Source organism: Kushneria aurantia DSM 21353 (assembly GCF_000382245.1).
Taxonomy (GTDB): domain Bacteria; phylum Pseudomonadota; class Gammaproteobacteria; order Pseudomonadales; family Halomonadaceae; genus Kushneria; species Kushneria aurantia.
On sequence record NZ_KB907871.1, the window covers coordinates 22,330 to 44,044 of the forward strand.

The following is a 21,715-nucleotide window of genomic DNA, read 5'->3' on the forward strand; positions in this document are numbered from 1 at the left end:
TGTTATCGAACGTCGTCGCTACCTCGACGCCGGCCCTTGCTGCGGCAGGTTGATTACCTCCTGCCCGCCCAGCCAGGGGCGCAGCGCCTCGGGGACCGCGATCGAGCCATCCTCGCGCTGGTGGTTTTCCATCAGCGCCAGCATGCAGCGCCCCACCGCCAGCCCGGAGCCGTTGAGGGTGTGCACCAGCGCCGGCTTTTTCTGTCCTGCCTCGCGGTAGCGGGCGTGCATGCGCCGCGCCTGGAAGTCGGTGGTGTTGGAGACCGAGGAGATCTCGCGCCAGGTGTTCTGGCTCGGCAGCCACACCTCGATGTCGTAGGTTTTGGCCGCGGCAAAGCCCATATCACCGGTGCACAGCGTCACCACCCGATAGGGCAGCGCCAGCGCCTGCAGAATCGCCTCGGCGTGGCCACGCATCTCCTCCAGCGCCTGCCAGGAGTGGTCGGGATGGGTAATCTGCACCATCTCCACCTTCTCGAACTGGTGCTGGCGGATCATGCCGCGGGTGTCGCGGCCGTGGGAACCCGCCTCGCTGCGAAAGCAGGAGGTGTGAGCGGTCATCTTCATGGGCAGGCTGTCGGCATCGAGAATCTCGTCGCGCACCACATTGGTTAGCGGCACCTCCGAGGTGGGAATCAGGTAGTACGCCTGCTCGCCCTCCAGCCGGAACAGGTCGTCGCCGAACTTGGGCAGTTGGCCGGTTCCCAGCAGCGAGTCGCGATTGACGATGGCCGGCACCAGCATCTCTTCGTAGCCGTGCTCCAGCGTCTGATGGTCGAGCATGAACTGCGCCAGCGCCCGGTGCAGTCGCGCAATCGGGCCGCGCATGACGGCAAAGCGCGAGCCGGTAATCTTCGTTGCCAGCTCGAAATCGAGATAGCCGTGAAGACCGCCGAGATCGGTGTGGTCGCGCACCGTGAAGTCGAATTCGCGCGGCGTGCCCCAGCGGTGCAGTTCGACGTTATCCTCTTCGTCGTTGCCGTCCGGCACGCTGTCGTCGGGCAGATTGGGAATGCCGCTCAACAGCTGCTCGAAGCTCGCCTGCAGTTCGGCCAGCTCGTCGTTGGCGCGATCGAGCCGCTCGCCCAGATCGCCCATCTGCGCCAGCAGCGGCTCGATGTCCTCACCCCGCGACTTCGCCTGCCCGATCTCCTTCGAGCGTGTGTTACGCTCACCGCGCAGTTCCTCGGTACGGGTCTGAAGTTCGCGGCGACGCGACTCCAACGAGCGCACCCGGTCGACATCAAGGGCATAGCCCCGGCGGGCGAGTCGAGCGGCAACGCTGTCGAGTTCGTTGCGCAGCAGTCTGGGATCGAGCATGACTATCCTGTCGGTTCGTGACCAGAAAACCCGCTCGGCGCGTGAGCGCGCGGCGGAATCGGTAAAGCGTTCGTCGATTGTAAAAAAATACGCCGCGCGAGACTATCGCATCACTTTACGTCAACACGCTTTACTTCCACGCGTTGCACCACAACGCCTCGAGCGGCGCACCATTATGCGCTCAACCCCGGCGATGGCGACAGCCCATTCCGGGGCACACAGGCCCTTTCGGCAACCGCCCGGGCGCTCACCGCAGCCAGTGACCATCATGATTGCAGACACCGATACTCTTTCAGGCCGCGAGCCGCTCGCCCTTGCACAGCGCTACCGGCAGTTTCTCGACCGCCTTGCCGAACACGGTTTTGACGGCGATATCGCCGCCGACGAGGCCAATCGGGTGGTGCTCGCCACCGACAACTCCATCTATCAGCGTCCTCCGCAGGCGGTGCTTTATCCCCGCAGCGGCGAGGATGTCCGCCTGATCGCGGCGCTGGCCGGCGAGCGCGAGTTCCACGACATCATCATCGCCCCGCGCGGCGGCGGCACCGGTACCAACGGCCAGTCGCTGACCGATGGTCTGGTGGTCGATGTCAGTCGCCACATGAACCGTATCCTCGAGATCGACGTCGACAACCGCCGTGTGCGGGTCGAGGCCGGGGTGGTCAAGGATCAGCTCAACGCCGCACTGAAACCCCACGGCCTGTTTTTCGCCCCCGAGCTTTCGACCTCCAACCGCGCTACCCTCGGCGGCATGATCGCCACCGACGCCTGCGGCCAGGGCTCGCGCGCCTATGGCAAGACGCGCCACCACGTGCTCTCTCTCGATGTTGCCCTGGTCGGCGGCGAGCGCTTCGAAAGCCGGCCGCTGGACGACGCCGAGCTCGAGGCGGCGTGCCGACGCGACGACCGGGTCGGCGCCGTGCATCGCGCCGCGCGGGAGATCATCGACAGCCGCGGCGAGCAGATCGCAGCGGTCTTTCCGACGCTCAACCGCAGCCTGACCGGCTATGACCTGGCCCACCTGCGCACCGAGGATGGCCGTTTCGACCTCAACAGCGTGCTGTGTGGCGGCGAGGGCACCCTCGGACTGGTGATCGAGGCGACGCTCAACGTACTGCCCGTGCCGCGCTTCTCGACGCTGATCAATGTGCGCTACGCGGGCTTCATGGACGCCCTGCGCGACGCCCGCGCGCTGATGGGCGAGGATGACAGCCGTGACGCCCCCACCTCGATCGAGACCATCGACGATAAGGTGCTGATGCTCGCCATGGAGGATATCGTCTGGGAGGGCGTGGCGGACTACTTTCCCGCCGGCGATGAAGACGCCCCGGCGGTGCGCGGCATCAATCTGGTGGAGTTCAATGACGACGACCAGCAGCGCCTCGCCGAGCGCGTCGAGCGCTTTACCGCCGCGCTCGACGGCGACGCCTCGGTCACCCGGCTGGGCTGGACGCAGGCCAGCGGGCGGGAGCGGATCATCGCCGTCTACGGCATGCGCAAGCGCGCGGTGGGTCTGCTGGGCAATGTGAAGGGCGAAAAGCGGCCCCTTCCCTTCGTCGAGGATACCGCCGTCCCCCCCGAACGGCTGGCCGATTTCATCGCCGAATTTCGCGCCCTGCTCGACGAGTACGGCCTCGAGTACGGCATGTTCGGTCACGTCGATGCCGGCGTACTGCATGTGCGGCCGGCGCTCGACATGAAAGACCCCGACCAGGCGGCCATGATCCGCCCCCTCTCCGACCGCGTGGTGGCCCTCACGCAGCGCTACGGCGGGCTTTTGTGGGGCGAGCACGGCAAGGGTATCCGCTCGGAGTACACGCCGGCCTTTTTCGGCGAGCTGTATCCGGCACTGCAGCAGCTCAAGGGCGCCTTCGACCCGCACAATCAGCTCAACCCCGGCAAGATCGCTACCCCACCGGACAGCGACGCCCGGCTGCTGACCATCGACGGCGTGACCACGCGCGGTGAACTGGATCGCAGCATCGATGAACGGGTGTGGCAGCACTACGCCAGCGCCGTCTACTGCAACGGCAACGGCGCCTGCTACAACGTCGACCCCGACGACGCCATGTGCCCTTCCTGGAAGGCAACCCGCGAGCGCGTGCATTCGCCCAAGGGGCGCGCCAGTCTGATGCGCGAGTGGCTGCGCCGCGAGCAGGCCGCCGGCCGCGACGTTCTCGCCGAAGCCGACGCACAGCGCCATGCGAGCCCCCTCAAGCGGCTGGCGGGACTGCCGCGCCGATTACTCAACCGCTATCGTCGGCAAGGCGATTTCGATGACCAGGTCCATGACGCCATGTCCGGCTGCCTGGCGTGCAAGTCCTGCGCCGGGCAGTGCCCCATCCGGGTCAACGTGCCGGACTTCAGAAGCCGCTTTCTGGAGCTCTACCACGGCCGTCGTGCCCGCCCGCTGCGCGATCATCTGATCGCTCGGCTGGAGTCGCTGATGCCGCGGCTGGCCCCCGCCGCGCCGCTCTACAACGCCGTCGTGGCACAACCCGGGGTGCAGCGTCTGGTGGCGCGCACCCTCGGCATGGTCGATCTTCCCACCTTCTCGCCCGACAGCTTCCACCGCCAGCTGAAAAGCTGGGGCATCGCCGAGGCCACGCCCACCTCGCTGGGACGGCTCACCGAGCGGCAGAAGGCGCGCAGCGTGATCGTGGTGCAGGACGCCTTCACCAGCTGGTTCGATGCGCCGGTGGCGCGCCAGTTTGTCGAGTGTCTGACGCGACTGGGTGTGCGGGTCTTTGTTGCCCCCTTTCGTCCCAACGGCAAGCCGATGCACGTGCAGGGCTTTATCGGCGGCTTCGAGCGCGCCGCCCGACAGCAGGCGGCGCACCTGAGGGCGCTGGCTCGCTTCGATGTGCCGCTGGTGGGCCTCGACCCGGCGATGACGCTGACCTACCGTCAGGAGTATCGCGACGCCGTCGAGCCGGCGCTGCTGCCGCAGGTGCTGCTGCCGCAGGAGTGGCTGGTGTCGATGACCACTTCGCTGGCCCCGAGCGGTCTGAGCCGCGACGAGCGGCCCTTTTATCTGCTCGGCCACTGTACCGAAAAGACCAACGCCCCGGGCAGCCAGCAGGCCTGGCAGCAGGTCTTCGAGGCCTTCGGACTGCAGCTGGAGACGGTCGCCACCGGCTGCTGCGGCATGTCCGGCACCTACGGCCATGAAGCGCGCCATCTCGACACCTCGCGCACCATCTATACGCAGTCGTGGCAGCCGGCGCTGGCACGGCTGGATCAGCAGCGGGTGCTGGCCACCGGCTACTCCTGTCGCAGCCAGGTAAAACGCCTTGCCGGGACTCAACTGCGGCACCCGCTTCAGGCTCTGCTACAGCACCTGAAACAGCAGCGCGTGAGCGGCCCCTGACGCTCTTTCGAAAAAGCTGAACGGGCGCTTAGCATCGCCGTCGGTCGCGGCCCGGCGATGCCATTGCATGCGTCCCGGGCAGCGGCTAGTCTGCGCAGCTTTCAGGAAATTCCTGTGGTCGCCGAATCAGTGTCGTCAATGATGCATAAGTCGACATTGGGCTATCCTTCGGGTGCCGTTGACCGGACAACAATACCTTTCGCCTACCGGAACTCCGCCGCATGGAACATATCGCTCTCTATCTGGCCCTGATCGGCCTGCTGTCGCTCGCCTGTCAGTGGGCCGCCTGGCGCGTCCATCTGCCGGCGATCCTGCCGCTGCTGATCGTCGGCATGATTGCCGGCCCGGTGACCGGCTGGCTCGATCCCGACGCCATTCTCGGCGATCTGCTCTTCCCGCTGGTCTCGCTGGCGGTGGCGGTGATCCTGTTCGAGGGCAGCCTGACGCTGAACTACGAAGACCTGCGCGGCCACGGCCGCACCGTCAGCCGTTTGATCACCTGGGGAGTGGTGATTACCGCCATCATCGGCACCCTGGCCGCCTGGTGGCTGCTGGCCATGCCGCTGGAGATCGCCGCGGTGCTGGGCGGTCTGCTGGTCGTCACCGGCCCGACGGTGGTGATTCCCCTGCTCCAGACGCTGCGCGCCAGGGGCAACCTGACCCAGATTCTGCGCTGGGAGGGCATCCTGGTCGATCCGGTGGGCGCCCTGCTGGCGGTACTGGTCTACGAGTTCGTGGCGCTGGGACAGGAAAACGGCGCCATGTCCCACACCTTTTTGATGTTCGGCAAGGCGATGGCGGTGGGGTTCGGCCTCGGCGCGCTGGGCGGCTGGCTGTGGGGGCTGGTGCTGCGCCATCACTGGCTGCCGCAGCGCATGCACAGCTTCGGCACCCTGATGATCATGCTGACCCTGTTCGCCGGCTCCAACGTCCTGTTCGAGGAGTCGGGACTTCTGACCGTCACCGTGATGGGCATCTGGATGGCCAACATGCGCGGCCTGCCGGTGCGTCCCATCATCGAGTTCAAGGAGACGCTGACGGTTTTACTGGTGTCGGGACTGTTCATTCTGCTGGCGGCGCGTATCACTCAGGAACAGCTGGCTACCATCAGCTGGCCCGCCTGGCTGTTTCTCGCCATCCTGATGTTTATCGCCCGTCCGATCACGGTCTGGGTCTGCACTCTCGGTACCGGACTGCACTGGCGTGAAAAGGCACTGCTCGCCTGGCTGTCGCCGCGCGGTATCGTGGCGGCCGCGGTCGCCTCGCTGTTTGCCATCAAACTGGAGCAGGCGGGTGTCGAAGGGGCCGATATGCTGGTGCCGATCACCTTTCTGGTGATCATCGGCACGGTGGTGATTCAGAGCCTGTTCTCGCGCCCCATCGTCAAGGCGCTGGGCGTCAACGAGCCGGAACCCACCGGCTTTCTGATCATCGGTGCCAATCCGGTGGCGCGCGCCATCGCCGGCGAGCTGATGGCGCTGGGCTGGACGGTACGACTGACCGACACCAGCTGGGACGCCGTACAGGAAGCGCGCATGGCAGGACTGCCGGTCTACTACGGCAATCCGCTTTCCGAGCACGCCGTGCAGCATCTGGAGATGACGGGTATCGGCCGGCTGCTGCCGCTGTCGCCCTACCGCGAGCTGAATAACCTCGCCGCCCTGCACTTCGAGCACAACCTGGGCCATGGCAATGTCTTTCGCCTTGCCGAGGAGCCCGGTAAAAACGCCAAGCGTCAGCAGGACCGGGCGCTGGGCCACCTGCCAAGGCTGTTCAGCGAGGAGGCGACCTTCGCCCATCTCGCCAGCCTGATCGCCAACGGCGCCGAGCTGCGGGTGGCACGCATCACCGACAGCTTCACGCTCGATGAGTATCGCCGTATTCATAACAGCCGCCTGATGCCGCTGTTCTGCATTTCCGCCAACAACCGGCTGCGGGTACTGCACACCGCCAACGAGCTGACGGTGCGCTCCGGCGAGCGGCTGGTCAGCCTGATCTATCCCGATTCACCGGCGATGGCCCCCGACGAGCGACAGCAGCGCGCCCTCGACGGCCAGCGCGTCACGCCCGACAACGGCGATAGCCATAACCCCGACCGGCTGCCCTCCTGAGGTACCGAGCGAGCGCCCAGGGGCGCTCGCTCGAGATACAGGGCGCGACCTGTCATTTTTCCTGCTGCCGATAAAAAAGCGTTCCGCGCCGTAAATTCGATCTGATAAGGTAGGCCGCTGCTTTCTCGCCACGGCATCCTGCTGTCGGCACGGAGAGCAACCGCCTCCTCAACACCTACCTGGCACAATCAACAAACAGAGACCGGGAGACAACAACCATGCAGATCGTAATGGGTCTGGTTGGCATCGTTTTCGTGCTGGCCGTAGCGCTCGCCTTTTCCGAAAAACGCCGCGCAATACGACTGCGCACCGTCGTCTGGGCCTTTGCGCTGCAGGCGGGGCTGGGCCTTTTCGTGCTCTACCTGCCGGCCGGACAGCAGATTCTGCTGGCAATATCGCGTGGCGTACAGGCGGTGATCGACAGCGCCGGAGCCGGCATCAACTTTATCTTCGGCTCGCTGGCCGGCGGCGATACTGGCTTCATCTTCGCCATTCAGGTGCTGTCGATCATCGTCTTCTTCTCCTCGCTGATGTCGGTGCTTTATTATCTCGGCGTGATGCGGCTGGTGATCAAACTGCTGGGTGGCGCCATCTACAAGCTGATGGGCACCAGCCGACCCGAGTCGCTCTCCGCGGCCGCCAATATTTTCGTCGGCCAGTCCGAGGCGCCGCTGGTGGTGCGCCCCTTTATCGCCAGCATGACCCGCTCGGAGCTGTTCGCGATCATGGTCGGCGGGCTGGCCAGCGTCGCCGGCAGCGTGCTGGCGGGCTATGCCGCCATGGGCGTCAATCTGCAGTATCTGATCGCTGCCTCCTTCATGGCCGCCCCGGGCGGACTTTTGATGGCCAAGCTGATCATTCCCGAAACCGATGCTCCGGCACATGACAGCGACGTTTCGATCGCCGACGAGGAGCCTCCCGCCAACGTCATCGAAGCCGCCGCCACCGGCGCCGGCACCGGTGTGCAGCTGGCGCTCAACGTGGGCGGTATGCTGCTCGCCTTCATCAGTCTGATCGCGCTGGCCAACATCATTCTCGGCGGCATTGGCGGGCTGTTCGGCCATGGCGAGCTGACCCTGCAGCTGATTCTGGGCTATCTTTTCTCGCCGGTCGCCTTTCTGATCGGCGTGCCCTGGTCGGAGGCGATTACCGCCGGCAGCTTCATCGGCCAGAAGATCGTGCTCAACGAGTTCGTCGCCTTTTCGGCGCTGACCGGCTTCGAAGGCGAGCTGAGCCAGCACAGTCGCGCCATCATCACCTTCGCCCTGTGCGGCTTCGCCAACCTGTCGTCGATCGCCATCCTGCTTGGCGGACTGGCGGTGCTGGCGCCGTCACGGCGCGGCGACGTGGCCCGGCTGGGGCCGAAGGCGGTGCTGGCCGGCACCCTCTCCAACCTGATGAGCGCCTCGCTGGCGGGGCTTTTCCTGGCGCTGTAAGCGCCATTCAGGAGCCAACGATGAGTGATGAACAGCGTCAGACACGCCACAGGCGCGCCATGGAACAGCTCAAGGCGCACGTCGATGAGCGCGTCGCCGGCGCCGACGAGGAGCGCGGCCAGCTGCTGATCTTCACGGGTAACGGCAAGGGCAAGACCACCGCCGCCTGGGGCACCGTGACGCGGGCGCTGGGCTACGGCTATCGGGTCGGCGTGTTGCAGTTCATCAAGGGCGAGTGGGAGTGCGGCGAACGAGCGCGGCTGGAAGCGGATGACAATCTCGAGGTGGCGATCATGGCCACCGGTTTCACCTGGGATACCCGGAATCGCGACAGCGACCGCGCCGCCTGCCAGCAGGTCTGGCAGGAAGCCGCGCGCATGCTGGCCGATCCGAACTGCTACCTGGTGGTGCTCGACGAGATCACCTACATGCTCAAGTTCGGCTACCTGGAGATGGCAGCGGTCAGGCAGGCACTCGAGAATCGCCCCCGTGAGCAGAGCGTGATCGTCACCGGCCGCAACGCCCATCGCGAACTGCTGGCGATGGCCGATACCATCACCGAGATGCAGGAGACGCGCCACGCCTTCAATAACGGATTGAAAGCGCGGCGCGGGCTGGATTACTGAACCGGCGTAAAACGCCCGGCGGCTAGTCGCCGGGTTGCAGATCCACCCACAGGGTGCCGGTCAGCGGATCGCTGAGATAATCGGCGTTGAACGTCGCCATCGTCTCATCGGCGTCGATATCGGCAAAGCGCCCGGGATGGAGCCACTGCGCCAGCTTCTCCAGCACCACCACGTTGAGCGGCGTATTGATCAGATGGTGATAAAGACCGTGCACCCGCCCCTGCTCGACGGCGCTCAGGTGGCTGATCAGCGGCCGCTGGAGAACATGTTCGAGCGACTGCCGCGCCTCCTCCTCACTGACCCCCGGGCCCAGCACCAGTCCGCCGACGTCGCGCAGATAGCTGCCGCCGGTGGCGATATAGACCTGGGGGTCACGGGTCAGCACGTACTCCGGGTCGAGGCGTCCGCTCTTGCCCTTGAGCACGTCGGCGCCGATATTGTCGGCGCCCAGCAGACGCACGAAGTGATCAAAGCTGCCCTGCCCCGGCGAGTTGCAGCACTCGGTCATGCCGGCGTGGGTTTCGATCATCACGCTGGGGCCGTCACTGCCGGCGTCATCTTCGATATCATCGAGCACCGCATCGCGGCGCGCCGTGTAGATATCGATAAAGCGCTGCGCCTGATCCTCGCGCCCCAGTAGCTGCCCCAGGGTTCGCATGCTGGGCACGGTGTCATCCAGCGGATCGGTGGCGAAGTCGATGAACAGCGCCGGAATGCCGGCCGCCTCCAGCCGCGCAAGCAGCGGCTGCGCCTGGGACGGCGGCACCTGGGAGCGACTCAGCACTACGGCATCGGGATCGAGCGAGATGATCGTCTCGGTGGAGATGCCCGCAGGCCCGGGGCCATCGCCGACAATCGGCAGTGCATCGAGCTCGGGCGCACGCTGGCGATAAATGTCGTAGAGGGCACTGTAACGCTTGAGGTCGCTGCCCCAGCCCACCAGCCAATGGGCCGGGTTGTCATCCAGCAGCGACAGGGCGATAAGCTGACGCCCCTCGGCCAGTACGATACGCTCGGCCGGCGCCTCGAGCGTCACATGGCGCCCTTCGATATCCTCCACGCTGATGTCTGCGTGGGCCGTCGTCACCAACGCCGCCAGGGCGGCGCCGACACACCATTTCAATACCAACTGCATGAGTGCTGACTGTCCTCGGAGTTGTCCAATGCCGTTTCGGCGAGCCAGCGGGCATAATGCGGCGCAGGCCGGCGCGACGCAAACCGCGGTGCATAACGCCCAATAAGGCATCGATAGTTGCACCGGCCGCCAACGCCCTTTTTACTATCGGAGTCAGATCAACCCGCATTGCCTGCCAAGGGCCTGCATCGCCGTTCGGAGTTTACTGAATGCCCCCTGCTGTTCGTTTTATATTGCCTGCACTACTGATGCTACCGGCACTTGCCGTGCGTGCCGAAACACCACCCTCACCGCCACAGCCGCCGCATAGCGTCGATGTGCAGGGTCAGGCCAGTCTTGATGTCATGCCCGATCGTGCCAATATCGGCGCCGTGCTGCGCGAAACCACCCCCTGGCGCAGCGGCGACGAGCGCCGCGACAGCGCCCTTGACGAGGCACGCCAGCGACTCGAAGCGCGCAGCAGCAAACTGCTCGACAGCCTGCGGGATCAGGGGATCGAGCCCTCCGCCATCAGCGCCGGCAGCATCAGCGTGCAGCGAGAAAGCCGCAGTAACGACAACGGCGCCGCCGATGCAACGCCGGTGAGCGAACGGCTGGTGATCGAGCGCCGTTTCGATATCGAACTGAGCGAGCTTTCGCGCCTGCCGACGACGCTGGATGCCCTCTTTGCCACCGGCGTCGACAGCCTCGAGGGTATTCGTTACGACGTCGGCGATCGCGAAAAATTCGAGGATCGAGCGCTGCGTCAGGCCCTCGAGCGCGCCCGCCAGAAGGCACAGCTGATCGCCGATACGCTGAGCACAGGTCTCGGTGAGGTCGTCCGGGTAGAAGAGGTGGGAGCACCGGTCATGCGGCCCATGATGGTCAGTGCCATGCGCAGCCAGGCAGCCGGCAGCAGCGCCGACTACTCGCCCGGCACCATCAGTGTCGAGGCCACCGTCAGCGCCAGCTGGACGCTCGACGGCGCGGAGGTGACCCCATGAGCCGCCAGTATGCCATTATCGGCCTCGACTACTTCGGCAAGACAGTGGCGCTGGAGCTGATGAATCAGCGCCATGAAGTGCTGGGCGTGGACTACGACGAAGGGCGCGTCGACGCACTGGCCGACCAGCTCACCCATACCGTGATCGCCGATGCCCGCGACGAACGGGCGCTGCAGGAGCTCGACCTGCAGCGCTTCGATGCCGTTCTGATCGACCTGGGCACCATCGAAAGCAGCATTCTGTGCGCCATGCACCTGCGCAACCTCGAAGTGCGCGAGCTTTGGGTTCGTGCGCTATCGGATGACCATTACAAGCTGCTCAACCACTTCGGCGTCGATCGTATCGTCTATCCCGAGCACGACCACGGCGTCCACGTGGCGCAGAGTCTCAATCACCGCAGCGTGGTCGACATGATCGAGCTGGGTGACGACCAGTATGTGGTCGAAGTGGAAATCACCGCCGAGCTGGTCAAAATACGCGGCGATGAAGGCGGTGTGCGCGTGGGTACCCACGAGTCGGCGCGACTGGTGGCGATCAAGCGCGACGAAGAGCTCGACTGCTCACCGGACGCCGATACCCTGATGCAACCCGGCGATCGCGCCATTCTGATCGGCCATCTGGATGCGCTGAAACAGTTCGATGCCGAGCAGCCGGCATGAAGATCAATGCGCGTTTCAGGCTTCCCGCGCGGCGCTCACCGCGCGGTCTTATCCTGCAGATGCATCCGCCGGAAATTCTGCTGCTGGGCTTTATTACCTTCAGCCTGCTGGGCACCCTGCTGCTCAAGATCCCCGGCGCCGCAACCCTGCCTATCAGCTGGCTGGAAGCGCTGTTCACCGCCACCTCGGCGATCACCGTGACCGGCCTGATCGTGATCGATACCGGCAGCGACCTGAGCTTCTGGGGTCAGCTCGTAGTGGTCACCCTGATTCAGATCGGCGGGCTGGGCTTCATGACCTTCGCCGCCCTGACGGTCGTCATGCTGGGCGGACGCCTGCCGATGGTGCATCAGAGCCTGGTAAGGGAGTCGCTCAACCAGACCTCGGTGGGCGAGATCGGCCGGCTGGTACGTACCGTTATCCTCTATGCGCTGGTCGCCGAGGCGATCGGCATCGTGCTGCTGTCGCTGGAATGGGTGCCTGAATTCGGCTGGCGCAAGGGGCTCTGGGAGAGCATTTTCCACACCATTTCGGCGTTCAACAACGCCGGTTTCTCGACCCGCAGCAACAGTCTGATGGATGACGTCGGCAGCCCGCTGGTCAACCTGACCATCACCGCACTGTTCATTATCGGCGGCATCGGTTTCGCCGTACTGGGCGATCTGCGCGACAAGCGACGCTTCTCACGGCTAGCGTTTCAGACGCGGCTGATCCTGATGACCACGCTGATTCTCAATCTGGTTGCCTTTTTCGTCATTACCACCCTCGAGTGGGACAATCCCGATACGCTGGGTGGCCTGCCGGATACCCTCGACCGCCTGCTGGCGGGCTGGTTCCAGGCGGTAACGCCGCGTACCGCGGGGTTCAACACCCTCGATACGGCCGCCATGACCCAACCCGCGACAGTCTTCACCATGGTACTGATGTTCATCGGGGGCGGCCCCAGCTCCACCGCCAGCGGTATCAAGATCACCACCTTCGTGGTACTGCTGCTGACCGCCCGCGCCTTTTTCCAGCAGCGTGACGAACCGGTGATCATGCGCCGGCGTATCTCCGTCGCCACCGTCAACAAGGCGATTGCCGTGGCGCTGGGGACGGTCTTCATGATCTTTCTGGTGGTGCTGGCACTGACCATGACAGAAGCCAATGCCACGCTCGAGGAGATCCTGTTCGAAACTATATCTGCGCTGGCCACCGTAGGACTGTCGCTGGGATTGACGGGACATCTATCGGCGCCGGGGCAGCTGATCATCATCGTCACCATGCTGGTAGGACGTGTGGGACCGCTGTCACTGGGCTATCTGATCGCCAGGCGACGCGTGCCCGTGACCCGTTATCCGCGCGGCGCGATACAAATCGGTTAGGGTTCTGTTATAACCGATGCTGGACAGTGACTTATCATCCAACTAATGGCTTTAAAGCGCTATGCTCGATTACAAACTTCTGGAAGCGCTCGGTGCTGTCGTTGACCAGGTCGGGTTCGAGCGTGGCGCCCAGGCACTGGGACTGACCCAGTCGGCGGTTTCCCAACGCATCAAACTGCTCGAGGCGCGTCTCGGGCAGCCGGTGCTGGTACGCGCGCCGCGCATCGCGCCTACCCCTCTGGGTCGGCGGCTGCTCAATCACGTGCAGCAGGTACGTCTGCTGGAGCACGATCTTCTCGACCATGTGCCCTCGCTGGGCGATCGTGAACAGCGCCTGCGTATCGCCCTCAATGCCGACAGCCTTGCAACCTGGTGGTCGGAAGCCGTGGCGCCCTTTCATCAGCAGCAGTCGGTGCTTTTCGACCTGGTGATAGAGGATCAGGAGTCATCGCTCAAGCGCATGCGCGACGGCGAAGTGGCGGCCTGCCTGTGTACCACGCCGCGCTCCATCCAGGGCGCTCGCGCTCGCCCGCTGGGCGGCATGCGCTACCGCCCGCTGGCGACCCCCGAGTTTGCCGCACGCTATTTCGCCAACGGCGTCGACCGCATTTCGCTGAGCGAGGCGCCGGCTGTGGTGTTCGGCCCCGATGACCGCCTACAGCACCGCTACGTGGCCAATCTGGGCGTCACCTCGCCCTTTCCGCACCATCTCTGCCCCTCATCCGAGGGGTTTTATCTGATGATTCATGCCGGCCTCGGCTATGGCCTGGTCCCCGACCTCCAGGCGCGGCCGGCGCTGGAGAGCGGCGCCCTGGTGGAACTGGAAAGCGAATCGGACATCGTAGTACCGCTCTACTGGCACTACTGGCGCCAGGGGGGCAACATTCTCGAGGCCCTGACCGACCACCTGACGCGCTGTACGGAAAAATGGCTGACCGACTTGAAGGGCTTTGATAACACCACGGGGATACTCTAGATGACCACCGGGGAAACGGTAGTGATGAAACGACTCGCTGCCCTGGTACTGGCATGTGCGCTGTCGATACCGGCCATGCTGACCGGCTGCTCGACGACGGCCTCGGCACCGCCGATGAGCGTTAGCGCCGAGGCGCTCGATGCGACAACGGCGCACGACGCTGCCCTGGATCTCGCTCGCGAGCGGTGTGCCGCGGGCAATATCGGCAGTGAGGTCGCTATCGTCGATGACGACATCGTTGCCCCCTCTTCACCACAGCCCGCCGAAGGCGGCATCAACGACGACAGCGAGGCTCTTGCCGCCGCCACTTCCGAAGGTGATCGCTGGCGCGCCACGCTCTCGTTTCAGTGCCTCGACCGGTAAGGCTACGCATCGCCCGAGCCGCGCAGGGCGTACACACTCTGCACCTTGTCTGCCATGCTCTGTTCGCGATCCGTTCGCGTGCCGATACGCATCGAGGTGGTAATGCGCGGCGCGCCCATCTCGTGCACCACCTCGTGACAGCGTTTCACTGCCGCGAACACCGCCTCCCACTCCCCCTCGACATTGGTGCCGTAGGCGTGCATCTGATGGCTCAGCCCGGCGTCCTCCAGTACCTGCTGGCAGGCGGCCACATAGGGCGCCACGGAGACGCCCACGCCCAGTGGCACCACGCATAGATCGATCATCACCTGCATCGCGTAACCTCCTGTAAAATATTGAAAAAATCGCCTTTCACTGTATTTCAGAATAGATCAGTGCTGCATGACGCCGTCGAATTGGCTAGATTATTCAGATTGGAAAAAGAAAATAAAGTCAGGCACTGCTTTGAGAGCGGGCATTTCGGGCGTACGTATTCCCGAAAGTGTTGCAAACAGAATAACCGCTTATAAAGGAGAAAGTCATGATCAGCGATACGGCTGAAAACGCAAACAGTGACGCCAATACACGAGCCAGAAAACTGGTCCAGCAGTGGCTCGAAACGGCCGGTATTCAGCTCAACGGCGAGCGCGCCTGCGATATTCGCGTCCACAATCCGGGCTTCTACACGCGCGTTATCCGCAACGGATCGCTGGGACTGGGCGAGTCCTACATGGAAGGCTGGTGGTCCTGCGAACGTATCGACCAGTTTATAGAAAAGCTGCTGCGCGCCAACCTTGGGGAACACGCCCATACGCGCCGTGAGAAGCTCTTTTATCAGCTGCAGACGACCTTCACCAACCTGCAGAGCAAGACGCGCGCCTTCATCGTCGGCGAACAACACTACGACTTCGGCAACGACCTCTTCGAGGCGATGCTGGATGACACCATGTGTTACTCATGCGGCTACTGGAAAGAGGCTACCAACCTGTATGAGGCGCAGGTTGCCAAGCTTGACCTGGCCGCCCGCAAGCTGCGTCTCGAACCCGGCATGCGGGTGCTGGATATCGGCTGCGGCTGGGGCAGCTTCGCCGCCTACGCGGCGCGCCACTACGGCGTTCACGTCACCGGCATCACAATCTCGAAGGAGCAGGCCGAGCTCGCGCGCAAGCGCTGTGAAGGGCTGGATGTGGAGATTGTGCTGGAGGACTACCGCGATCTTGAAGGCAGCTTCGACCGCATTGTGTCGATCGGCATGTTCGAGCACGTGGGTCAGAAAAACTACTCTACCTATTTCTCGACCGTCGAGCGTCTGCTGGCCGACGACGGCCTTTTCATGCTGCACACCATCGGCTCCAACAACTCGAAGGTGAGCGCCGACCCCTTCATCAACAAGTACATCTTTCCCAACGGCGTGCTGCCCTCGGTCGCCCAGATCATCATGTCGACCGAGGATCAGCTGGTGATGGAAGACTGGCAGAACTTCGGTGCCGATTATGATCGCACTCTGATGGCATGGCTCGACAACGTCGAAAGCGCCTGGCCGTCGCTGCCCTATGAGGAAAGCACCCAGCGTATGTTCCGCTACTATCTGGCCAGCTGCGCCGGCGCCTTCCGCGCCCGCGACCTGCAGCTGTGGCAGGTGGTGTTCTCCAAAAAACGTTCCGGACGCTACGACGCCCCGCGCTGAAACCCGCCCTGGCATACACTGCCCGGTGGTAGTCGGGCGGTGGCAATGGCATCATCGGTGGCAGCGGCTTTAGAGCGCGAGACATCGGCCAGTGCGTCGATGTCCGCATTCTCGTGGGCCACTTTTCTCACCACGCAGTAGACGAGGTCACCATCAGCCATGTTCGAGCATATCGAGCGCGTACCCGGGGACGCTATCCTCGGCCTGATCGAAGCCTACAAGCAGGACGACAACCCCCGCAAGGTCGACCTCGGGGTCGGTGTCTATCGTGACGACGAGGGCAATACGCCGGTACTCGCCGCTGTCAAGCGTGCTGAAAAGCGCCTCGAGGAGAGCGAGGAGACCAAAAGCTATATCGGCTCTCATGGTGACGAGCGCTATACCAATGCCATTGCGCGACTGGTGCTGGGCGAGGACTCCTCGGCGCTGGAGGCCAACCGCATCAGCGTTACCCAGTCGCCGGGCGGTACCGGCGCGCTGCGGCTGGCGGCTGATTTCATCGCCACCAGCCTGCCCGGTCGTGCCATCTGGCTGAGCCAGCCCACCTGGCCCAACCACCCGGCCGTATTCGGCGCAGCGGGGCTTGAACTCAAGCACTACCCCTATGTCAATGCCGACAATCGACTCGACTTCGACGCCATGCTGGCGGCGCTCAACGAAGTCCCCGCAGGCGACGTGGTACTGTTGCACGCCTGCTGCCACAACCCGACCGGCTTCGATCTCGATACCGACCAGTGGCAACAGGTGCTGGAAGTGGTCAAAAATCGCCAGCTGCTGCCGCTGATCGACTTTGCCTATCAGGGTTTTGGCGACGGCCTCGAGGAGGACGCCCGCGGCGTGCGGCTGTTCGTCGAATCCCTCGATGAAGTGCTGGTAACCAGCTCCTGCTCGAAAAACTTCGGCCTCTATCGTGAGCGTACCGGCGCGCTGATGATCGCCGCCGCTAACGAAAAGCAGATGCTCGACGTCCGCTCGCAGATCGCTATCACCGCGCGCGAAAACTACTCGACACCGCCTTCTCACGGCGCCGCGGTGGTGGGGGAGATCCTCACCGACGACGAGCTGACCACGCTGTGGCTGAAGGAACTGGCGCAAATGCGTGATCGCATCAACGGCCTGCGCAGCGACTTCGTCGAAGCGCTGCGCCCCCATGGCCTCGCGGAGCGCTTTGCCTTCATTGGCGAACAGCGCGGCATGTTCTCCTATACCGGGCTCGATGCCGATCAGGTCAAGCGCCTGCGCGACGAGTTCAGTATCTACATGGTGGGCTCCGGCCGCGCCAATGTCGCCGGACTCTCCGCCAACAGCCTCGACTATGTGGCAGAGGCCATCGCCAGCGTAGTGCGCTGACCGGCCCGGTTGTTCTCCCGCCGCTGACTGACCGTTCACGGCGGGAATCGCACTCCCCATATCAGGGCAATCGGTTTAGGAAGCGCTGAATAAATCGACGAGCGAGATGAAGCGCGAGGCGCATGGAACGCAGAAAACGAGACATAACATGAGGTTAGGCGAGTTTTCGAGTACCACGCAACGAAGCGATTCGCTCGCGTAGGCATTTATGCAGCGTTTCCTTTATAGTCACAAGGAGATACTCGAACCGCCGCCCTGTTCCCGGCGTCAGCACAAGCCCGAGCGGAGTCCAGCATGTCAGCGCGCTTTTCGCCCTTCGAACTGCTGCTGTTGCAGAGTCGCCGGCCGGCGGATACCGCCTCGCTGCTGATACTGGCATGGATACTGGTCAACAAGACGCACATCCTCGCCGAGGATCAGGAGTATCTGCGCAGTCTGGCGCACGGCTGCGATCACGACGGCGCCCTCGACACTCTGATCGACGCCGCCAGCCAGCAGCCGCTGGCAGACATTCAGCTCGCCGCCGAAGTGCTGATCCAGGAGCGCCACGATACTGCCCTCTCCAACCTGCTGACCCGCGCGATCGGCCTTGCTGCCGGCGGCGGCAGCGTCAGCCACTACAACCGTCATGTGCTGGGTCTTGTCGCCGATCTGGCAGGCATCCAGAACGCCGCTTTTACGCGCCTTTTCTACAGCATCACCGGCCGCTGGCCACAGGCGCCCGGCGACCCGAGCCGCCACGGCTACTGGCCGGCCGATAGTCACGCGGCGGCCTTCAACAGCGCCCCTCGCCCCGGACCGAACCCGCTGCGCGCCATCGCGCGTGGCTTTCACGCCCGGCAACTCAGACTACGCGCCAGACTGCGCCTGCGGCGCCGCCATGCCCGCCATCGACGCTGGCAGCGAGCACATGAGCGCCAGTATCGTTACGAGCAGGCCGAACGCCGGCGCCGCGAGCAACAGCACCAGCGCGACGAACAGCAACGCCAGCAGGAACAGCGCCAACAGCAGCAGCATGAACAGCGGGCAGAACCCGGCAACAGCTGGCGGCGCAGGCTTGCCCTGCAGGTGCTGGAACTCGAGGAGCCGGTATCACATCATGACATCAAGCGCGCCTATCGGCGGCTGGCCCAGCGCCATCACCCCGACCGTTTTTGCGGCCAGGGCGAGCGGCGCATGGCGCTGGCGGCGCAGCGCTTCCAGCGCATCCGTGACGCCTACGACTATCTGATCGAACATGCGTGATCTCTACCAGCGGCTCAATCTCGCCCCGAACGCGTCACCGCGCGCTATTCGCCGCGCGCTGTCGCACTGCAACAATCAGTCGCTCAAACAGGATGTCGAAACCACACTGCTGGTGCCGGCCAACCGGCGCTGCTACGACGCCCATCGCGATGAGCTGGCGGCGCTGGGCCGGCTACGTGCGGAGCTGGGGCTGACCCACGCCGCCCACTGGCAGGGCGAGACGGCCCACGACTTCACCCCGCGACCGCCGCGGCATACCGGGCGCCGCGGGCAGCTGGAGGCGCGTCTGAATCGGGCGCTACACTATGCCGCCGGTCGTCGCCACCACCTGCTGATATTGATCGCCGCCATGCTCTTGAGCGCCGCCGTAACGGCGCTGGTTACCCACTGGCTGATGAGCTGACCGGCGCCGCAGCTGTCGTCTCTTCGGTTCGACCACGCTCACCCAACGCCCGACGATAGAGCCACCAGGCCTGCACGCCGGCAAGCAGATTGCCGACCGCCGCTCCGGCCGCCAGCCCGGTCAGTCCACCCAGCCAGCTGCCCACTATCAGACAGGGCAGATAGCAGACGAAAAGCCGCGCGAAAGAGATGGCCACCGCCCGCCGCGGCCAACCCAGCGCATTGCAGGCCGAGACCACCAGCATGCAGATGCCCAGCAGCGCATAGCTCGGCAGCAGAAAGCGCAGCAGTACGGTAAGCAGTTCACGTACGGCGTCGCTGCCGGCCAGCAAACTCGCCAGCGGCGCAGCCAGCAGCGCCAGCAGCAGGCCCAGTACGAACTGCCAGATGAGCACCACGCGAGCGGCCAGATTCATCAGTGCACGCACCTCCTGCCAACGCCCGGCACCGTAGCAGCGTCCCAGCCAGGGCGGTAGCGACATGGTCATACCCAGCACCACCAGGATCACGAAGGTTTCAAGCCGTGCCGCCAGCCCCCAGGCCGCCACCGCCGTCTCTCCCAGCCGCGCCACCACGGCCGTGGCAACCAGCGCCGACACCGCCGGCAGCAATTGCGAAGCCATGGCGGGCAGTGCAATGCCTGCAAAGCGACGCAGCGAGCGGTGCATCTCGTCCAGCAGTCCGGTTGTACTCAGCCAGTGGCGCCCGGCAAGCCGGCCGCCCAGCACCGCAAGGCCAATGGCAAAGGCCAGCAGCGTGGCCAGCGGCGCACCGGACAGCCCCCAACCTTCGAAGCTGCCCACGCCGAAGATGAAAATCGGGTCCAGAATCAGATTGAGCAGGCTGGTCAGCACCATCATGCGCCCCGGCAAACGGGTCTCGCCGTGGGCGCGAAACAGGCTGTAGCCCAGATAGAGCAGCGCCCCCAGCCAGCTCGCCGCCAGCCAGGGCGTCCAGTAGCTGTAGATCAGCGGCAGCAGCGCCCGATCAGCGCCCAGCAGGGTAAAAATCACCGGTGCCAGCAGATAGAGCCCCAGCATCAACAGCAGCATGATGGCGCTGCAACCGAGCAGCACCAAACTGCCCAGCCGACGAGCGCGCTCGTATTCATCGGCGCCCTGAGCGCGTGAGATGATTGCCGCGATGGCAATACCGAAACCGACCTGCACGCCGATAATCACCGTCGCCACCGGAAAGGTGAACGAATGCGCCGCCAGCGGCCGGGTGCCCAGCCGGGCAATAAAAATACTGTCGATCAGATTGAACCCCAACAGCGCCGCCACGCCCATTGCCATGGGCAGCGTCTGCTGCCAGAGGGTACGGCCCATCTGTCTGGTTGCGGCTGAAGCCACATATCCTCCTGCTGCAAAGTGAAATCTCGCGCCAGTTCAGGCGGATAAACGATATAAAGGCAGGCCGTTCGGCCTGCCTTGCAGGATCGTTGCGAAGCGCCGGCCTGACGGCCGGTAAGGGGGGAAACGGCTTACAACACGTCCAGCCCGCGGGCAAGGTCGTTTTTGATATCGTCGATATGCTCGAGCCCCACCGCGATACGGATCAGTCCCTCATGGATACCGGCATCAGCACGCTGTGTCTCGGAGAGCCGGCCGTGAGTGGTGGTCGCGGGATGGGTGATGGTGGTCTTGAGATCGCCCAGATTGCCGGTAATAGAAAGCAGCCGGGTGGCGTCGATCACCGACCAGGCGGCGTCGCGCCCGCCCTTCACCTCGACGCCCACCACCGCGCCGAAGCCGCGCTGCTGACGCGCCGCCAGTTCGTGCTGGGGGTGAGAGGCCAGCCCGCTGTAATAGACTCGTGCGACTGCCGAATGCGCCTCCAGCCACTGCGCCAGCGCCAGCGCGTTGTCGCAGTGGGCACGCATGCGCAGCCCCAGCGTCTCCAGCCCCTTGGTGAAGATCCAGGCGTTGAAGGGGCTCATGCAGGGGCCGCAGGTGCGCACCACGCCGTGCACTTCCCTGATCAGTGCACTGCTTCCGACCACGGCGCCGCCCACTGCACGCCCCTGACCGTCAAGGTATTTGGTAGCGGAGTGAATGACGACATCCGCGCCATGCGCCAGCGGCTGCATCAGCGCCGGCGTGCAGAAGCAGTTGTCGATCGCCAGCCAGGCGCCGTGGGCGTGCGCCAGCTCGCTCAGCGCGGCGATATCGGCAATCTCGGAGAGCGGGTTGGAGGGCGTCTCGGCAAACAGCAGCTTCGTTTTCGGCGTCATGGCGGCGCGCCAGGCCTCACTATCGGCCAGTTCGACGAAGTGGGTGGTAATACCGAACTTGCCGAAGTACTTCGACAGCAGGCTGATGGTAGAGCCGAACAGCGAGCGCGAGGCAACGATCTCGTCACCGGCTTCGAGAAGCCCCAGTACCATCGACATGATGGCCGCCATGCCGGAGGCGGTGGCTACGCAGGCCTCGCCGCCTTCCAGCGCCGCCAGCCGCCCTTCGAAGGTCTGCACGCTGGGGTTGGTAAAGCGCGAATAGACGTTACCCAGACCGTCGTCGGCAAATTTGGACGCCGCTTCGGCGGCGCTTGCGTAGACGAAACTGGAGGTAGGAAAGATCGGCTCGCTGTGCTCCTGCTCGTCGGTGCGCCGATGGCCGGCGCGAATCGCCAGGGTGTCGGCGTGCAGGCCTTCGGGCAGGCTGCCGTCCTGCTGCGGATTGTCTTTCATGTTGGCGGCTCCCGGCCGAA

18 protein-coding genes are annotated in these 21,715 nt (G+C 64.4%); 13 read left to right on the forward strand and 5 right to left on the reverse strand.

What is annotated here, in order from left to right:
* Positions 1–18: 18 nt before the first annotated feature.
* Positions 19–1,320 carry a serine--tRNA ligase gene (serS, locus tag H146_RS0108790; protein WP_019951508.1) on the reverse strand — a complete coding sequence of 434 codons (1,302 nt, stop codon included), beginning with the start codon at positions 1,318–1,320 and terminating at the stop codon, positions 19–21.
* A gap of 268 nt (positions 1,321–1,588) precedes the next feature.
* Here serS and ydiJ point away from each other — a divergent pair, with 268 nt between their 5' ends.
* From ydiJ to cobO, 4 genes are all read left to right on the forward strand, one after another.
* Positions 1,589–4,690 (forward strand): D-2-hydroxyglutarate dehydrogenase YdiJ, encoded by a 3,102-nt coding sequence (gene ydiJ / locus H146_RS0108795; RefSeq protein WP_033195598.1) that lies wholly within the window; start codon positions 1,589–1,591, stop codon positions 4,688–4,690.
* Positions 4,691–4,911: 221 nt separating this feature from the next.
* Positions 4,912–6,801: a cation:proton antiporter gene (locus H146_RS0108800; RefSeq protein WP_019951510.1), complete on the forward strand. Its 1,890-nt coding sequence runs from the start codon at positions 4,912–4,914 to the stop codon at positions 6,799–6,801.
* A 218-nt stretch (positions 6,802–7,019) separates the two neighbouring features.
* On the forward strand, positions 7,020–8,237 hold the full coding sequence (locus H146_RS0108805) for a NupC/NupG family nucleoside CNT transporter (RefSeq protein WP_019951511.1): 1,218 nt from the start codon (positions 7,020–7,022) through the stop codon (positions 8,235–8,237).
* Between the two features lie 20 nt (positions 8,238–8,257).
* A complete protein-coding gene (cobO, locus tag H146_RS0108810; protein ID WP_019951512.1) occupies positions 8,258–8,863 on the forward strand; it encodes a cob(I)yrinic acid a,c-diamide adenosyltransferase in 606 nt (201 codons plus the stop codon).
* Between the two features lie 22 nt (positions 8,864–8,885).
* Here cobO and H146_RS0108815 read toward each other — a convergent pair whose 3' ends face one another.
* Positions 8,886–9,998 carry an ABC transporter substrate-binding protein gene (locus H146_RS0108815; RefSeq protein WP_019951513.1) on the reverse strand — a complete coding sequence of 371 codons (1,113 nt, stop codon included), beginning with the start codon at positions 9,996–9,998 and terminating at the stop codon, positions 8,886–8,888.
* Positions 9,999–10,207: 209 nt separating this feature from the next.
* On the opposite strand from H146_RS0108815, the gene H146_RS18930 reads away from it, so the two are divergent.
* The 5 genes from H146_RS18930 to H146_RS0108840 all read left to right on the forward strand — a co-directional run bounded on the left by H146_RS18930 (position 10,208) and on the right by H146_RS0108840 (position 14,343).
* Positions 10,208–10,981, forward strand: coding sequence for an SIMPL domain-containing protein (locus H146_RS18930; protein WP_033195592.1), 774 nt, complete (start codon positions 10,208–10,210; stop codon positions 10,979–10,981).
* The gene (locus H146_RS0108825; protein ID WP_019951515.1) at positions 10,978–11,640 is read left to right on the forward strand and encodes a potassium channel family protein; all 663 of its coding nucleotides are present in this window, start codon (positions 10,978–10,980) and stop codon (positions 11,638–11,640) included. Before H146_RS18930 ends, H146_RS0108825 begins: the two co-directional genes overlap by 4 nt.
* Positions 11,637–13,004 (forward strand): TrkH family potassium uptake protein, encoded by a 1,368-nt coding sequence (locus H146_RS0108830; protein ID WP_019951516.1) that lies wholly within the window; start codon positions 11,637–11,639, stop codon positions 13,002–13,004. The genes H146_RS0108825 and H146_RS0108830 overlap by 4 nt, the downstream gene beginning before the upstream one ends.
* Before the next feature lie 61 nt (positions 13,005–13,065).
* Positions 13,066–13,980 (forward strand): LysR family transcriptional regulator ArgP, encoded by a 915-nt coding sequence (locus tag H146_RS0108835; RefSeq protein WP_019951517.1) that lies wholly within the window; start codon positions 13,066–13,068, stop codon positions 13,978–13,980.
* Positions 13,981–14,343, forward strand: coding sequence for a hypothetical protein (locus tag H146_RS0108840; RefSeq protein WP_019951518.1), 363 nt, complete (start codon positions 13,981–13,983; stop codon positions 14,341–14,343).
* 2 nt (positions 14,344–14,345) lie between these two features.
* Here the strand turns inward: H146_RS0108840 and H146_RS0108845 are convergent, their stop codons facing one another.
* Positions 14,346–14,657, reverse strand: a complete 312-nt coding sequence (locus tag H146_RS0108845) for an MTH1187 family thiamine-binding protein (protein WP_019951519.1) — start codon at positions 14,655–14,657, stop codon at positions 14,346–14,348.
* A gap of 206 nt (positions 14,658–14,863) precedes the next feature.
* On the opposite strand from H146_RS0108845, the gene cfa reads away from it, so the two are divergent.
* From cfa to H146_RS18940, 4 genes are all read left to right on the forward strand, one after another.
* Positions 14,864–16,009, forward strand: coding sequence for a cyclopropane fatty acyl phospholipid synthase (gene cfa, locus H146_RS0108850; protein WP_019951520.1), 1,146 nt, complete (start codon positions 14,864–14,866; stop codon positions 16,007–16,009).
* Positions 16,010–16,168: 159 nt separating this feature from the next.
* Positions 16,169–17,359, forward strand: coding sequence for an amino acid aminotransferase (locus H146_RS0108860; RefSeq protein ID WP_019951522.1), 1,191 nt, complete (start codon positions 16,169–16,171; stop codon positions 17,357–17,359).
* A gap of 294 nt (positions 17,360–17,653) precedes the next feature.
* Positions 17,654–18,604, forward strand: a complete 951-nt coding sequence (locus tag H146_RS20230; protein ID WP_019951523.1) for a J domain-containing protein — start codon at positions 17,654–17,656, stop codon at positions 18,602–18,604.
* The gene (locus tag H146_RS18940; protein WP_019951524.1) at positions 18,597–19,007 is read left to right on the forward strand and encodes a hypothetical protein; all 411 of its coding nucleotides are present in this window, start codon (positions 18,597–18,599) and stop codon (positions 19,005–19,007) included. Before H146_RS20230 ends, H146_RS18940 begins: the two co-directional genes overlap by 8 nt.
* Here the strand turns inward: H146_RS18940 and H146_RS0108875 are convergent.
* Both H146_RS0108875 and H146_RS0108880 read right to left on the reverse strand, forming a co-directional pair.
* Positions 18,985–20,334: an MATE family efflux transporter gene (locus H146_RS0108875; RefSeq protein WP_019951525.1), complete on the reverse strand. Its 1,350-nt coding sequence runs from the start codon at positions 20,332–20,334 to the stop codon at positions 18,985–18,987. The two genes, H146_RS18940 and H146_RS0108875, sit on opposite strands and share 23 nt — an antisense overlap.
* A gap of 155 nt (positions 20,335–20,489) precedes the next feature.
* Positions 20,490–21,695 carry an O-succinylhomoserine sulfhydrylase gene (locus H146_RS0108880; protein ID WP_019951526.1) on the reverse strand — a complete coding sequence of 402 codons (1,206 nt, stop codon included), beginning with the start codon at positions 21,693–21,695 and terminating at the stop codon, positions 20,490–20,492.
* Positions 21,696–21,715 lie beyond the last annotated feature (20 nt).